Annotated in this window: 14 protein-coding genes; 8 read left to right on the top strand and 6 right to left on the bottom strand. The window is 59.4% G+C overall.

Annotated features, from left to right (window positions below):
- Positions 1-36: 36 nt before the first annotated feature.
- Together F3H58_RS02060 and F3H58_RS02065 are read right to left on the bottom strand one after the other, a co-directional pair.
- Entirely contained in the window at positions 37-1,485 is a 1,449-nt protein-coding gene (locus F3H58_RS02060) for a UdgX family uracil-DNA binding protein (protein ID WP_149741044.1), read from the bottom strand.
- Positions 1,485-2,717, bottom strand: coding sequence for a putative DNA modification/repair radical SAM protein (locus F3H58_RS02065; RefSeq protein WP_142845462.1), 1,233 nt, complete (start codon positions 2,715-2,717; stop codon positions 1,485-1,487). Before F3H58_RS02065 ends, F3H58_RS02060 begins: the two co-directional genes overlap by 1 nt.
- A gap of 221 nt (positions 2,718-2,938) precedes the next feature.
- On the opposite strand from F3H58_RS02065, the gene greA reads away from it, so the two are divergent.
- Both greA and F3H58_RS02075 read left to right on the top strand, forming a co-directional pair.
- On the top strand, positions 2,939-3,415 hold the full coding sequence (gene greA, locus F3H58_RS02070; protein ID WP_003522847.1) for a transcription elongation factor GreA: 477 nt from the start codon (positions 2,939-2,941) through the stop codon (positions 3,413-3,415).
- 90 nt (positions 3,416-3,505) lie between these two features.
- Positions 3,506-4,561, top strand: coding sequence for a glycosyltransferase family 4 protein (locus F3H58_RS02075; protein ID WP_149741045.1), 1,056 nt, complete (start codon positions 3,506-3,508; stop codon positions 4,559-4,561).
- Positions 4,562-4,586: 25 nt separating this feature from the next.
- Here the strand turns inward: F3H58_RS02075 and F3H58_RS02080 are convergent, their stop codons facing one another.
- Positions 4,587-5,054: an Lrp/AsnC family transcriptional regulator gene (locus F3H58_RS02080; protein ID WP_020811379.1), complete on the bottom strand. Its 468-nt coding sequence runs from the start codon at positions 5,052-5,054 to the stop codon at positions 4,587-4,589.
- Between the two features lie 267 nt (positions 5,055-5,321).
- On the opposite strand from F3H58_RS02080, the gene trxB reads away from it, so the two are divergent.
- The 4 genes from trxB to F3H58_RS02100 all read left to right on the top strand — a co-directional run bounded on the left by trxB (position 5,322) and on the right by F3H58_RS02100 (position 9,347).
- On the top strand, positions 5,322-6,296 hold the full coding sequence (trxB, locus tag F3H58_RS02085; RefSeq protein ID WP_003522850.1) for a thioredoxin-disulfide reductase: 975 nt from the start codon (positions 5,322-5,324) through the stop codon (positions 6,294-6,296).
- Between the two features lie 24 nt (positions 6,297-6,320).
- Positions 6,321-7,217 carry a LysR family transcriptional regulator VtlR gene (locus F3H58_RS02090; protein ID WP_020011327.1) on the top strand — a complete coding sequence of 299 codons (897 nt, stop codon included), beginning with the start codon at positions 6,321-6,323 and terminating at the stop codon, positions 7,215-7,217.
- Between the two features lie 599 nt (positions 7,218-7,816).
- The gene (locus tag F3H58_RS02095; protein WP_003522852.1) at positions 7,817-8,107 is read left to right on the top strand and encodes an ArsR/SmtB family transcription factor; all 291 of its coding nucleotides are present in this window, start codon (positions 7,817-7,819) and stop codon (positions 8,105-8,107) included.
- 127 nt (positions 8,108-8,234) lie between these two features.
- The gene (locus F3H58_RS02100; RefSeq protein WP_065655738.1) at positions 8,235-9,347 is read left to right on the top strand and encodes an alkene reductase; all 1,113 of its coding nucleotides are present in this window, start codon (positions 8,235-8,237) and stop codon (positions 9,345-9,347) included.
- A 53-nt stretch (positions 9,348-9,400) separates the two neighbouring features.
- On the opposite strand, the gene F3H58_RS02105 is transcribed toward F3H58_RS02100, so the two are convergent.
- Entirely contained in the window at positions 9,401-9,790 is a 390-nt protein-coding gene (locus tag F3H58_RS02105) for a DUF6220 domain-containing protein (RefSeq protein WP_149741046.1), read from the bottom strand.
- Positions 9,790-10,827 (bottom strand): NAD-dependent epimerase/dehydratase family protein, encoded by a 1,038-nt coding sequence (locus F3H58_RS02110; RefSeq protein ID WP_149741047.1) that lies wholly within the window; start codon positions 10,825-10,827, stop codon positions 9,790-9,792. Before F3H58_RS02110 ends, F3H58_RS02105 begins: the two co-directional genes overlap by 1 nt.
- Before the next feature lie 89 nt (positions 10,828-10,916).
- Between F3H58_RS02110 and F3H58_RS02115 the strand changes: the two genes are divergently transcribed.
- The gene (locus F3H58_RS02115) at positions 10,917-11,861 is read left to right on the top strand and encodes a LysR family transcriptional regulator (protein WP_149741048.1); all 945 of its coding nucleotides are present in this window, start codon (positions 10,917-10,919) and stop codon (positions 11,859-11,861) included.
- Positions 11,862-11,970: 109 nt separating this feature from the next.
- Here the strand turns inward: F3H58_RS02115 and F3H58_RS02120 are convergent, their stop codons facing one another.
- Entirely contained in the window at positions 11,971-12,237 is a 267-nt protein-coding gene (locus F3H58_RS02120; protein ID WP_003522857.1) for a DUF2188 domain-containing protein, read from the bottom strand.
- Between the two features lie 194 nt (positions 12,238-12,431).
- On the opposite strand from F3H58_RS02120, the gene F3H58_RS02130 reads away from it, so the two are divergent.
- Positions 12,432-13,538, top strand: a complete 1,107-nt coding sequence (locus F3H58_RS02130; protein ID WP_149741049.1) for a calcium:cation antiporter — start codon at positions 12,432-12,434, stop codon at positions 13,536-13,538.
- Positions 13,539-13,577 lie beyond the last annotated feature (39 nt).

Consider the following 13,577-nt stretch of genomic DNA (forward strand, 5'->3'; position numbering starts at 1 on the left):
GAACATTGAATAAATCTCCAGCGCGTAAATGGAAATTTATTCAAATATTCTAATAAAACTAATATCCTTCTTGAACCGCACCATTTCCGCCTCTTTCACCTGCCCATCGGCAAGGCGCAGGAGGTAGGACGGATGCACGGTGACAAAAAGCGTTCGGCCTTCCTCCATCGGCAGAGGACGGCTCCGAATCTCCGAGAGCTTTTCCTTGCCGCCGGTCAGCGCATAAAGCGCCGTTGCGCCCATGGCAACGATCAGCTTCGGCCGAATAAGCGCGATTTCCTGATTGAGCCACCAGCGGCATTGCTCCACTTCGCCCGCATTCGGCCGCTGATGGATGCGCCGTTTGCCGCGCGTTTCATATTTGAAGTGTTTGACGGCATTGGTGACGTAGAGCTTTTTGCGCTCGATACCGACATCGGCAAGAGTCCGGTCGAAAAGCTGGCCGGACGGACCGACAAAAGGCTTGCCGGCGAGATCCTCGTGATCGCCCGGCTGTTCGCCAACGATCATGATTTCCGCATCCTCCGGCCCCGAACCGAAAACCGTTTGCGTGGCGCTGCAATGCAGGGGACAGCGGGTACAGTGGCCAGCCTCCCGCGCCAGCGACGCGAGCGTGCCGTCCGGCACGGGTTGCGTCGTCTCCCGGGCAGCGGCCGCAGCCTGCAGGCGATGGTGAAAGGGCTGCGGCTGGCTTGCCGCCCTGGTGGCCATCTCCAGCACCCGCGTCTCAGCACCGAGAACGAGACCGGGAATGAGATCGGCTTCCGGCAGGTTCTTCCAGTATTTCTTCGGCATCTCCGCCGTCATGGCTTTGATCTTGAGGCGCGCCGGATTGAATATATTGGCATAATAGGTCCGCCAGAGTTCATCCGTCTCGTCCGTCAGATCAGGCTTCGCCGCCGCCTCCCGTGAGGTTTGCAGCTCGCTTCCATCCCATCGGGCGGACCCTTTCGGCGTGGCGATCAGCCAGTCCATATCGGTAAACCGTCGCTGGAAAAACGCTGCCGTTCGCTCGACGATGAAATGATCCGGCTCGAACCAGGCCACAAACCGCCGTCGCCCGCCCTGCCCCTGCGGCAAGGGCAACTCCTTGAAACGGACGAAGGCCGTCATCTTGTGACAATCCCGGCGCACCGATTTCTCGAGCAAGCGGGCCTCTGCAACATCGGGATCGGACTTGAACTGCAACAGGGCTCGGTCCCGCTTCAGCCGCCACAACAACCGGTAAAGCAACGCAAACCGGCCGGGATCGCCATGGCAGATGACGGCCTGCGCCAGCGCCACGAACGAGGCCGGAACGGAAACCTGCCCATTGCCGGCATCGACGGTCGGCAATGGCTCGCCGGCGAAATCCAGCAGCCCTGCCCCGTCATCCCGCAACCGCCAGTCAATCGTCTCCGGTCGAATATCGGCGGCAAGGGCCGCACGCGCGGCATCGCGCCACTCGCCGAAATCGCCCCGCCCTTCCAGAACCGGGCCATACATCACAACAACGACAATTGTTCGGGCTGCGGCGCAAACATCGCCCGCAAATCCGGCCGCTCGGTCAGCTTGCCCGGCGTCCAGCCCTCGGCGACGATGAAAGCCTTCACCTTTTTCAGGGAAACACCAAAACGCGCGATATCCTCCAGCCGCAGCCGCCGGAACCGCCGCGACGAGAGAACGGAGGCCACCGTCTTGGTGCCGAAACCCGGCACACGCAGAAGCATTTCCCGCTCCGCCGCATTGACGTCCACCGGGAAACGGTCGCGATGTTTCAGCGCCCAGGCGAGTTTCGGGTCGATATCGAGATCGAGCATGCCGTCACCCCCGATTGCCGTTATCTCGCTGATATCGAAGCCATAAAAGCGATACAGCCAGTCCGCCTGATAAAGCCGGTGCTCCCGCATCAGCGGCGGCTTGATGAGCGGCAGGTTTTTCGACGAATCGGGAATGGGGCTGAAGGCCGAATAATAGACGCGCCGCAAACCGTAGCTGCCATAAAGCCGGGCGCTGGTGGAGAGAATGGTGCTATCGTCAGCGCCATCCGCCCCCACGATCATCTGCGTGCTCTGCCCGGCCGGCGCAAAGCGCCTGGTCTTGCGTGTCCGGACGGTAGGCTCTCCGGCCTCTTCGATCTTCAGACGGATATCGGCCATGGAGCGGCGAATATTGACGGGCTGCTTTTCCGGCGCGAAACGGCCAATGCCGCTATCGGTCGGCAATTCGATATTGATCGAGAGACGATCCGCGTAAAGCCCTGCCTCCTCAATGAGCCTGGGCGATGCTTCGGGAATGGATTTCAGGTGGATATACCCACGAAAACCATGGGTAACCCGCAACTCCCGCGCCACGCGCACCATCTCCTCCATCGTATGATCGGAGGAACGGATGATGCCGGAGGACAGGAACAGCCCCTCAATATAGTTGCGCCTGTAAAACTCCAGCGTCAGCCAAACCACCTCTTCCGGCGTGAACCGTGCCCGCTCGACATTGCTGGAGGAGCGGTTGATGCAATAGGCGCAATCATAGATACAGAAATTGGTGAGCAGGATTTTCAAAAGCGAAATGCATCGCCCGTCCGGCGCATAGGCATGGCAGATGCCCGACCCTTCCGTGGAGCCCAGACCGCCCGATGCTGCGGAGTTGCGTTTTGTCGTGCCGCTGGATGCGCAGGAAGCATCGTATTTCGCCGCGTCGGAGAGAATGGCCAGCCGTTGCCTGATCGACTTCTTCATAGGTATGTTCACTATATGTTCCATAGACAAATGTCAATAACATAAGGTAAGGTATTGATTACGCTACGAAATATGTACGCCTCAAATTTGCTGGCATTTCGATGTCGTCTTCTGATATAGTCGGCGCAGTTATGATTTTGGCATGGTTCCGGAGTTCCCCTCCGGAACCTGTTTCTTTTTGTGTCTGCAAGTAAAGCGACCGGAATGCGAAGGATAAAAAAATGGTAGAAAAAGTACCGATGACTCAGGGTGGATTCGTCAAGCTGCAGGAGGAGCTGCGCTGGCGCCAGCAGGAGGAACGCCCCCGTATCATCGAGGCGATTGCGGAAGCGCGCGCCCATGGCGACCTTTCGGAAAACGCCGAGTACCATGCTGCCAAGGAAGCACAGAGCCACAATGAAGGCCGCATCACCGAACTCGAAGACCTGACCGCACGTGCGGAAGTCATCGATCTCTCCAAGATGTCGGGCTCGAAGATCAAGTTCGGCGCCACCGTCAAGCTGGTGGATGAGGATAGCGACGAGGAAAAGACCTATCAGATCGTCGGCGATCAGGAAGCCGATGTGAAGGCCGGCCGCATCTCCATTTCCTCGCCCATCGCCCGCGCGCTCATCGGCAAGGAAGTTGGCGACAGCATCGAAGTCAACGCGCCTGGCGGCGCCAAGGGCTACGAGATTCTCGCGGTTCAGTGGGGCTAATGCCCCCACATGCAATGCGCCCCATGCCGGCGCATTGCTTTTCCTGACGTCTTCAATCCCCCGAATTAGCCGCAAAGACGGAAGCCCATCTTGTCCCACGTCAGTCTGAAAGATGTGCAGGTGCTTGCGCCGAACTTCAAACGCAGGCTTTCCGGCGTTACCTCCACCATCGTTCAACTTATTCCGGTGCAGAACCGGCTGGGACAGAAGGTGGCCGTCATCGGCCCCGGCCTGCCGCCGCATCTGCCGCATGTGCGCTTCCGCGATCTCTGGCGGCTCTGGCAAAACGGCCCGCAGGGCGGCCCGCGTATCTGGCATGCCCGTCGCAACCTCGAAATGTTGCCGGGTCTTTTCATGCGTGACGTGCTGCGCATGAAGGTGAGGCTGCTGTTCACCTCGGCCGCACAAAGGCGGCATTCCGCCTATACACGGTTTCTGATTTCGAAGATGGACGCCGTGGTCGCGACCAGCACCCGCTCCGGCTCGTTTCTGGAAGTACCCCATCGCGTTGTCATGCATGGCGTCGATACCGACCTGTTCCATCCGGCAACCGGTCCGGAAGACACGATCGCGGCAAGCGGCCTGCCGGGACAATATCTCATCGGCTGCTTTGGACGGGTGCGCCACCAGAAGGGCACCGATCTCTTCGTGCGCGCCATGATCGAGCTATTGCCCGCCCATCCGCAATGGACAGCCATTGTTTCCGGCCGGGTAACGGCGGAACACAAGGCTTTTGCCGAGGCACTCGAGGCCGATGTCAAGGCTGCCGGCCTTTCGGAGCGCATTGTGTTTCAGGGTGAGGTGGACGACATCAAGCCGTGGTACCGGCGGCTGACGCTCTATGTCGCCCCGTCGCGCAATGAAGGTTTCGGCTTGACGCCGCTCGAGGCCATGGCATCGGAAACGGCCGTCGTCACCAGCACTGCCGGCGCCTATGAGGAAATGATCGTCAGGTGTGAAACCGGCGCAGTCGTCGAGGCGGGTGATTATGCATCGCTCAGGGATGCGATAAGGACCTATCTTGCCGACCCTGCTCTGGCCGAGAACCATGCAAAGGCCGGCCTTTCGCATGTACGCAGCACATTTCCGCTTGAAAAAGAGGCTACGAGTCTCGGCGACGTCTATGAGGCTTTGCGGCGCGGGTAACGCGTCTTAAGGCGGAGCCTTCCGCTCAGATTTCCACCAGACCGACGCGCTTGACCTGCCGGATGGTGAGCATGGTGCGCACCGTATCGACATTTTCGTCCGCCGTCAGAACTTCGATGACGAAATCCTGAAACTCGGTCAGGTTCTTCGCCACGCAATGCAGCAGGAAATCGCTCTCGCCCGATACCATCCAGGCTTGGCGCACCAGCGACCAGCCGGCGGTTGCCGCCGCAAAAGCCTTCAGGTTACTATCCGACTGGCGCTTGAGACCGACCATGCAGAAGGCGACGAGATCGAAACCGAGCTTCGGCGCGTTCAACATGGCGTGATAACCCTCGATCACGCCCGCCTCTTCCAGCTTGCGGACGCGCCGGAGGCAGGGCGGCGCGGAAATACCGACCCTTTCGGCCAGTTCCACATTGGTCATGCGCCCGTCGCGCTGCAATTCGCGCAGGATTTTCAGATCGATGGCATCGAGTTCGACGCTGGTCACGGAGGAGTACCTCGTTAAGCTGTAGAACTTCCTTGTACTATTCGGCGCGGGATTCGCAACATTATGCCACCGCCCGGTCACAAAATTGCGCGCGCATCCACAACTGCCTTGTTGGTAACGCAAGGCTGCCCTTGAATAAAGACACTAGACAACCTTAAATACCGGGCAACGAAGGGGTTGCGGCCTGTCCGCCGTCTTGCGGCCGGAGGGTTCTGGTGCCGAAAGTCACTGCTACCGAGAGGCCCCGCTATTGAAAGGAACGTTTCCATGTCTGCCCGCCACACGAAGGTATTGATCATCGGCTCCGGCCCCGCCGGTTATACCGCGGCGATCTACGCGGCCCGCGCAATGCTGAAACCCGTGCTGATCGCCGGCATGGAACAGGGCGGCCAGCTGATGATCACCACCGATGTCGAGAACTATCCGGGCTTTGCCGATCCGATCCAGGGTCCGTGGCTGATGGACCAGATGCTGAAGCAGGCAACGCATGTGGGCGCGGAAATCGTCAGCGACCTCGTCACCGAGGTTGAAACCAATGTACGGCCTTTCGTGGTCAAGACCGATTCCGGTCAGGTCTGGACGGCCGATACGCTGATCATCGCCACCGGCGCCAAGGCCAAGTGGCTCGGCATTGAGAGCGAGCAGCATTTCCAGGGCTTCGGCGTTTCCGCCTGCGCCACCTGCGACGGTTTTTTCTATCGCAACAAGGATGTGATCGTGGTCGGCGGCGGCAACTCCGCCGTGGAAGAAGCGCTGTACCTCGCCCATATCGCCAAGTCGGTCACCGTCGTTCACCGCCGCGACAGTTTCCGCTCGGAAAAAATCCTGCAGGAACGGCTGTTCGCCAAGGAAAACGTCAAGATTCTCTGGAACACGGAAATCGCCGAAATTACCGGTGCACCCGCAAAGCCGCCAATGCCGCCTTCCGTCTCCGGCGTGAAGCTGCGTGACACCAAGACCGGCACGATCAGCGAATTCCCCATCGACGGCGTCTTCGTCGCCATCGGCCATGCGCCGGCAGTCGAGCTGTTCAAGGGCAAGGTGAAGCTGAAAGACAACGGCTACATGTGGACCGCCCCCGATTCCACGGCAACCGACGTGGAAGGCATTTTCGCGGCCGGCGACGTCACCGACGACATCTACCGTCAGGCGATCACCGCCGCTGGCATGGGCTGCATGGCCGCGCTGGAAGCGGAACGTTATCTCACCGCGCATCAACCGCTTGCTGTCGCAGCGGAATAACCGAAAGGCAGGATAGGCATGGCAATGCCATTGGACTGGGATAAACTGCGCATTTTTCATGCCGCAGCCGAAGCAGGGTCTTTCACCCATGCTGCCGACAAGCTGCATTTGTCCCAGTCGGCCATCAGCCGTCAGGTCAGCGCGCTGGAGCAGGATGTCGGCGTCAAGCTGTTCCATCGCCACGCTCGCGGTCTCATCCTCACGGAACAGGGCGAGTTGCTGTATCGCACCGCCCATGACGTGCTGCTGAAGCTCGAAACCGTCAAGATGCAGCTCACCGAAACGACGGAGAAGCCGAGCGGCAAGCTGCGCGTGACGACCACCGTCGGCCTCGGCCAGGGCTGGCTGACGGACAAGGTGCAGGAATTCCTGCAGCTCTATCCGGAAATGTCGATCCAGCTCATCCTCGACAATGAGGAGCTGGACGTGAACATGCGTCACGCCGATTGCGCCATCCGCCTGCGCCAGCCGCAGCAGTCGGACCTCATTCAGCGCAAGCTGTTCACGGTGCACATGCACGTCTACGCCGCGCCCTCCTATATCAACCGCCATGGCGAGCCGCAGTCGATAGAGGATCTCGACAATCACCGCATCATCTCCTTCGGCGAACCGGCGCCCAACTATCTGCTGGACGTCAACTGGCTGGAGAACGCCGGACGCTCATCCGACAACACGCGTACGCCACACCTGCAGATCAACAGCCAGACCTCGATCAAGCGCGCCTGCCTGCTGGGAATCGGCATCGCCTGCCTGCCGGATTATATCGTCGGCCGCGATCCGGGCCTTATCCAGCTATCGCTCGCCGCAGATATTCCGTCCTTCGATACCTATTTCTGCTATCCCGATGAGATGAAAAACGCTGCAAAGTTGAAAGCCTTCCGCGACTTCATCGTCGCAAAGGCGCGGAACTGGAACTTCTGACGTTAAAATAATCGGCATTCGGTTATAGTCTTTAAATTTCAATAGCTTATCTGACATGATACCTGAGCGGCGCGCCTGCGCCGCCCGGGAGCATTGCACATAAAATATACCGGAAATATCGAGGGCTGCGTGGTGCGCATGCCTGACCTGCACAAAAAAGAGTTGTTTCGTGCACAAAAAAGCACCATATCGCTCTCAGCTGATGCACACGGTGGCTTTTCCTCCCAGTTCCACCGCATCAGCTGTTCCCCTCTGGAGGTTTTTGACCTTCACACTTAAAGGGCCCTGGATCCATCCGGCGGCCCTCTTTTTTTACCTGCAAGAATTTTCTCCGAATTGGCGAAATATCGCATGATGCAACCTTGTTTTGCATTATTCCCACACCCATATTTTAGTCAGCTGTCACGCTTGCTCAGGCACGCGACAGCTGTTCCCCTCTGGAGGTTTTGACCTTCAAACTTATCAGGCCGCGGAGATATCCAGCGGCCTTCTTTTTTGGAAATGCCTGCCCGCCCCCCTCGATCCTCACAGAGACGTGACTTGTATATCGACAATGACCGATATAAATATCGGACATGCCAGATATTGAAGAAGCACCGATGAACCCGGAGGAAATCCTCAAAGCCCTTTCGCACCCCGCAAGGCTGAAATTCCTGGAATGGCTGAAGTCTCCGGAAAGTCACTTCTGTCAGGAGCATCCCCTCAGCATGGGTGTATGCGCCAACCAGTTTCAGATCAGCGGCCTGTCACAATCCACCGTCTCGTCGCATCTGGCGGTGTTGCAGGCAGCCGGCCTGATAAGGTCGAAAAAGGTCGGGCAATGGGTGTTTTTCGAACGTAACGAGGAAACCATCGACGCCTTCCGCAATTATCTGCAAGCCAATCTCTGAGCCTCCCAAGCTTTGAGCCTCGGGGTGTCGGACCGGAAACCGCAAGACGGTTTTCATTCCGGCACCCAGACAGAAAGACAGCGCGTCCCCCGCGCAATTTCGCCAACCGACCAGAAAGTGAAGTCGCATGACCAGTCTTTTCGAACCGGCACAGGCCGGCGATATCGCACTCGCCAACCGTATCGTCATGGCCCCCCTCACCCGCAACCGTTCGCCGGGCGCCATTCCCAACAATCTCAACGCCACCTATTACGAGCAGCGCGCCACGGCCGGGCTGATCGTCACCGAAGGCACGCCGATTTCCCAGCAGGGTCAGGGTTACGCTGACGTTCCCGGCCTTTACAAGCGGGAAGCAATCGCGGGCTGGAAACAGGTGACGGATAGCGTGCATTCTGCCGGTGGCAAGATCGTCGCGCAGATCTGGCATGTGGGCCGCATTTCCCACACCTCGCTGCAGCCGCATGGCGGCCAGCCGGTCGCGCCTTCCGCCATTCCGGCCAAGTCGAAGACCTATATCATCAATGATGACGGCACCGGCGCCTTTGCCGAAACCTCCGAGCCCCGCGCGCTCACCATCGACGATATCGGCCTCATCCTTGAGGATTACCGCAGCGGCGCGCGCGCGGCGCTGGAGGCTGGTTTCGACGGCGTCGAAATCCATGCCGCCAATGGCTACCTGATCGAGCAGTTCCTGAAATCCAGCACCAACCAGCGCACGGATGATTATGGCGGCTCCATCGAAAACCGCGCCCGCTTCCTGCTCGAAGTTGTCGATGCGGTGGCGGAAGAGATCGGCGCAGGCCGTACCGGCATTCGCCTCTCGCCGGTCACGCCCGCTAACGACATTTTCGAAGCCGATCCGCAGCCGCTTTATAATTACGTGGTGGAACAGCTCGGCAAGCGCAATCTCGCCTTCATCCATGTCGTTGAAGGTGCAACCGGCGGCCCGCGCGATTTCAAGCAGGGCGACAAGCCTTTCGATTATGCCGCCTTCAAGGCCGCTTATCGCAATGCCGGCGGCAAGGGCCTTTGGATCGCCAATAATGGCTACGACCGTGAGAGCGCCATCGAGGCCGTCGAAAGCGGCAAGGTGGATGCCGTGGCCTTCGGCAAGGCCTTCATCGCCAATCCGGATCTGGTGCGCCGCCTGAAAAATGACGCGCCGCTCAACGAGCCGAACCAGCCGACCTTCTATGGCGGCGGAGCCGAAGGTTACACCGACTATCCGGCGCTTGCCTGACAAGGGATAAAGCAAAGACGCCGCACTGCCCGAAAGCAGTGCGGCGTTTTCTTTCAGCGCAGGCTTCGCGCCTGCCGCGCGGCAAAATCGGAAAACGCGCCCATGACGAAGGCGTTGGGCACATGCAGCGCCTGCAGGAAGCCATTGCCCGTTTCCCGCCCGATGCTCATCAGGGCCACCTGAAGACAGTAAAGACCAAGCAGGACCAGCGTGCGGGCAAGATTCGGCCGCAGATCGTCATATAGAGAAGCGAGAACCGCCAGCGACAGGATCGGAACGGCGATCAGAAAGCCGAGCCCCTTGTGCAGCGAAAGCAGCGATCCATCGTAATAGATCGACAGCCCGGCCAGCAGCACCTGCGCGAAGATCAGCACCGGCACGCTTGCCGAAATCACGGCAAACACGCGACGCCGGGCCGACATCCCATCCGCAATCGTGGCCATCACACCCTGCCCCCGGCATCGGCCGGATAAGGAAGGCTCGACGGCTGCGGCCTCTGCTCAAGGCAGCCGAGGCTCGCCAGTGTCGTCGCTACTGCAATGTCGATCGGTGTCCTGGGTTCCGTTCCGAGAAAATCCGTTAGCCTGCAATTGCTCATCCGGATCGGCATCTGCCAGAGATATTGCATTTCCAGCACTTCGCGGAACAGGGGAACGAAGGGAGCGGCCAATTTGATGCCCGACCAGGATAGCTGCCGCCTCCTGACCGGATGCCCGACAACCCGCTCGATGGCCTCAACCAGTTGCAGCCCGTCGAAATCCCAGAAACCTTCCATGTGATAGACGGCGAAAGCCGGAAGCTCGCCTGCGCGGTCCAGCAGCCGGCCAATGGTCTCTGCGACATCCGGCAGATAGGCCCATTGATGGCCAGCATAGGGCGCGGCGGGATTCCGGACACTCCGGACCGGTCTTCCGGGTTTCACCAGCATCTGCGAAAACCAGTTGTTTCTCGCGTCCGGCCCAAAGAAATCCCCGGCGCGGACGATCAGCACCGGCACGCCACGCATCGACGCCATTTTCAGCCGCCGCTCCATCTCCATACGCAATGCGCCCTTGCGGGTAAAAGGCTTTTGCGGGCTGTCTTCCGTCAGAAGCGGAAAGGCGTCCGGGCCGAAATTATAGACGCTGCCCGGAAAGACGATTCGCGCCCCGCAGGCCTCGGCGGCGGCGATGCTATTGTCGAGCATCGGCAGCACCTGGCTTTCCCAGTTGCGATATCCGGGAGGATTGACCGCATGGACGATGAGGCTCGCGCCTTTTGCCGCATCCATCACATCCTGCCGGTTCATGGCGTCCCCGGTCACACGTTCGACGCCATCCGTGGCGCCCGTTGACGTCCGCTGGCGCGTCATCGCCCTTACTCGCCATCCCCGTTGTTGCAGCATTCTGGAGACCTGACTGCCGACACCGCCATTCACCCCCAAAATCAGGGCCAGAGGCCGTTCATTCTGCGCTGTATTTGCGTTGTTTTCATATATCATCGCCGTACTCCTTGTTGTGGGCTGGAGTATCGTCCCGTTCCGCGATATACGAAATTATCGAAATGAGTGGAGCAGCTATACAAAATCTTATGATCAGAAACCGTGACATCAGCTGGGATTTCTATCGAACCTTCCTCAGCGTGCTGAGCGACGGTTCACTGTCCGCCGCCGCCCGCGAGCTTGGCATCACCCAGCCGACGGCAGGACGTCATATCGGCGCGCTGGAAGAGGCCGTCGGCTTTCCGCTGTTCATCCGCTCGCCGCACGGCTTGATGCCGACGGAAGCCGCGCTTGCGCTCCGCCCCTATGCGGAAAATCTCGCGGCGACGACCGCCGCCCTCATGCGCGCGGCCTCCGGCGAAGTCGGCAAGATCGAAGGCACGGTGCGCATCAGCGCAAGTGATATCATCGGCGTGGAAATGCTGCCGCCGATCATCACGGCCATGCAGGAGGTTCACCCACGGCTTGAAATCGAGCTTTCGCTTTCCGATACGCTGGAAGACCTTTTAAGGCGCGAGGCGGATATCGCCATTCGCATGACCGAACCGCAGCAGGATGCGATCGTCATGCGTTATATCGGCAATTTCCGTCTGGGATTTCATGCGACGCGCGACTATCTGGCAAGAGCCGGCACCCCGAAGAGCATGGAAGATCTGAACCACCACCGGATGGTCGGTTTCGACCGCAAGACGCCTTTCATTCGGGCGGCCATCCAGCGGATGCGCTCGCTCGATCCGGACATACCCGATATTGAGGAAATTTCCTTTGAAATCCGCGCCGACAGCAATCTCGCGCAGCTTGCCATGATCCGCGCCAGCGCAGGCATCGGCGTCTGTCAGATCGGTCTGGCGCGCAAGGACCCCCGGCTCGTTCAGGTTCTTCCGAAAATCGACATCCCGCTCCACACCTGGGTCGCGATGCATGAAAATCTCAAGACCTCGCCGCGATGTCGTGCCGTGTTCAGCGCCCTCGTCGAAGGCCTCAAGGGGCATCTTAAAGAAACCGATCCGGGCGCCCCGCCGAAACGGCGCTAATGCCGATCCCGCATCGATGCCACGCAGGCCGGCATCCGCAACCGCCCGAAAGAGACCGGCGGAATACGCAAAGTGATCCCGGCTTTGCTGGAAATCCACGGATCGCTGATCAAAACGGTCTGGCCTGCTGCGTCGTCTTGTCGACCACCTCGGCTTCCGGCCGGTCGCCGCCCTGGCTGTATTCTTCATGCCAGTGGCCGCTCTCATCCTGATAGCTGATTTCCTCGTCATCGCCCCCCACCTGCTGTTCGGCGGCAACGATGCGCGCAGCCTCGACGGCATCCGCATAAGAAGGGAATGTTTCGGAATAGGCGCCGTTCATGCGGTAGGCGAAACCTCCGTCATGTTCGACAATTTCATATACCACTTTGGTCATGCATGGTCCTCCTGCCTCGGTAGGCGACATGGCAACCACAACCGCGTTTCAAGCATTGCACCCGATGGGACACCGCGGCATGAGCAGCATGTCCTGCAACACCACTATCCTACCAAAAGCATTCAAGCGCAAATCCTGCTTGATCTGGGGGACGATACGTCACAGCCTGAGCCGATCAGGGGGAAGGGAAATCGATGGCGGGTTCTATTCTGAAACAGGAGCGCATGCTGCTGCTGGCGGTACCGGCGGCAATCGTCGCCTATCTGGCCGAACATGCAATATTCGAAGCCGGAAAAACGGTGGCGCTTATCGCCGCAGTCGTGCTGATAGGGCTCATCGTTCTCGTCTCGATGCGGGTTGCCCATCACGCCGAAATCCTTGCCACCAAGGTCGGCGACCCTTACGGCACCATGATCCTGACGCTGTCGGCCGTCGCGGTGGAAGTGCTGATCCTCGCCATCATCATGAGCGAATCCAGTTCTCCCACTCTGGTGCGCGATACGATCTATTCCGCCGTGATGATCGACATCAACGGCATTCTCGGTCTCGCGGCGCTGCTCGGCGGTCTTCGCCACGGGGAGCAGCCCTATAATGACGATTCCGGCAAGACCTATGGCGTGATGATCCTCACCGCCATGGGTATTTCGATGATCGTGCCGGAATTCATCCCCAATGAAAGCTGGCATGTCTACTCCGCCTTCACCATCGTCGCGATGATCGCGCTTTATGCCCTGTTCCTCAAAATGCAGGTCGGCCCGCACAGCTACTTCTTCAGTTATGCCTATCCCCGCAAGGCGCATCCGGCCGGCCAGGCATCGGACGGCCATGCGGAAGAGGAGGACGAAGGCAGCGTACCGCTTTCCATCGGCCTCATCATCGCCGGCGTGGTGCTGATCGGTGTGCTGGCGGAATTCATGTCGGCCTTCTTAAGCGAAAGCCTCGAGGGCACCAGCGCTCCGCCGGCGCTGATGGCGGTGGTGGTGGCGACGATCTCGGCATCGCCGGAAATCCTCACCGCGCTCCGGTCCGCCTTGCGAAACCGCATGCAGGCCGTGGTCAATATCGCCATGGGCGCATCCCTGTCGACGGTCATCCTCACCGTGCCCGTCATGGAAGGTATCGCGCTTTATACCGGCCAGCCTTTCATCATGGCGATGACGCCGGTTCAGACCGTCATGGTCTTCATTACCCTTATCGCCGCCGCCATCAATCTCAATGACGGCGAGACCAACGCGATCGAAGGAATGACGCATTTCATTCTCTTCGCCACCTTCATCATGCTGCTGTTTCTGGGGCTTTGACCAAAACGAAAAAAGCCCGGCATCGCTGCCGGGCTTCTT

Origin of the sequence: Rhizobium sp. NFACC06-2, assembly GCF_900101425.1 — a bacterium.
Taxonomy (GTDB): domain Bacteria; phylum Pseudomonadota; class Alphaproteobacteria; order Rhizobiales; family Rhizobiaceae; genus Agrobacterium; species Agrobacterium leguminum.

What these genes read in the sequence shown, in the direction of transcription:
- F3H58_RS02130 (WP_149741049.1), top strand. Translation starts at nt 12,432, where the DNA reads ATGGCGGGTTCTATTCTGAAACAGGAGCGCATGCTGCTGCTGGCGGTA.
- F3H58_RS02110 (WP_149741047.1), bottom strand. Translation starts at nt 10,827, where the DNA reads ATGATATATGAAAACAACGCAAATACAGCGCAGAATGAACGGCCTCTG.
- F3H58_RS02120 (WP_003522857.1), bottom strand. Translation starts at nt 12,237, where the DNA reads ATGACCAAAGTGGTATATGAAATTGTCGAACATGACGGAGGTTTCGCC.
- F3H58_RS02060 (WP_149741044.1), bottom strand. Translation starts at nt 1,485, where the DNA reads ATGTATGGCCCGGTTCTGGAAGGGCGGGGCGATTTCGGCGAGTGGCGC.
- F3H58_RS02090 (WP_020011327.1), top strand. Translation starts at nt 6,321, where the DNA reads ATGCCATTGGACTGGGATAAACTGCGCATTTTTCATGCCGCAGCCGAA.
- F3H58_RS02105 (WP_149741046.1), bottom strand. Translation starts at nt 9,790, where the DNA reads ATGGCCACGATTGCGGATGGGATGTCGGCCCGGCGTCGCGTGTTTGCC.
- F3H58_RS02095 (WP_003522852.1), top strand. Translation starts at nt 7,817, where the DNA reads ATGAACCCGGAGGAAATCCTCAAAGCCCTTTCGCACCCCGCAAGGCTG.
- greA (WP_003522847.1), top strand. Translation starts at nt 2,939, where the DNA reads ATGGTAGAAAAAGTACCGATGACTCAGGGTGGATTCGTCAAGCTGCAG.
- trxB (WP_003522850.1), top strand. Translation starts at nt 5,322, where the DNA reads ATGTCTGCCCGCCACACGAAGGTATTGATCATCGGCTCCGGCCCCGCC.
- F3H58_RS02115 (WP_149741048.1), top strand. Translation starts at nt 10,917, where the DNA reads ATGATCAGAAACCGTGACATCAGCTGGGATTTCTATCGAACCTTCCTC.
- F3H58_RS02100 (WP_065655738.1), top strand. Translation starts at nt 8,235, where the DNA reads ATGACCAGTCTTTTCGAACCGGCACAGGCCGGCGATATCGCACTCGCC.
- F3H58_RS02065 (WP_142845462.1), bottom strand. Translation starts at nt 2,717, where the DNA reads ATGAAGAAGTCGATCAGGCAACGGCTGGCCATTCTCTCCGACGCGGCG.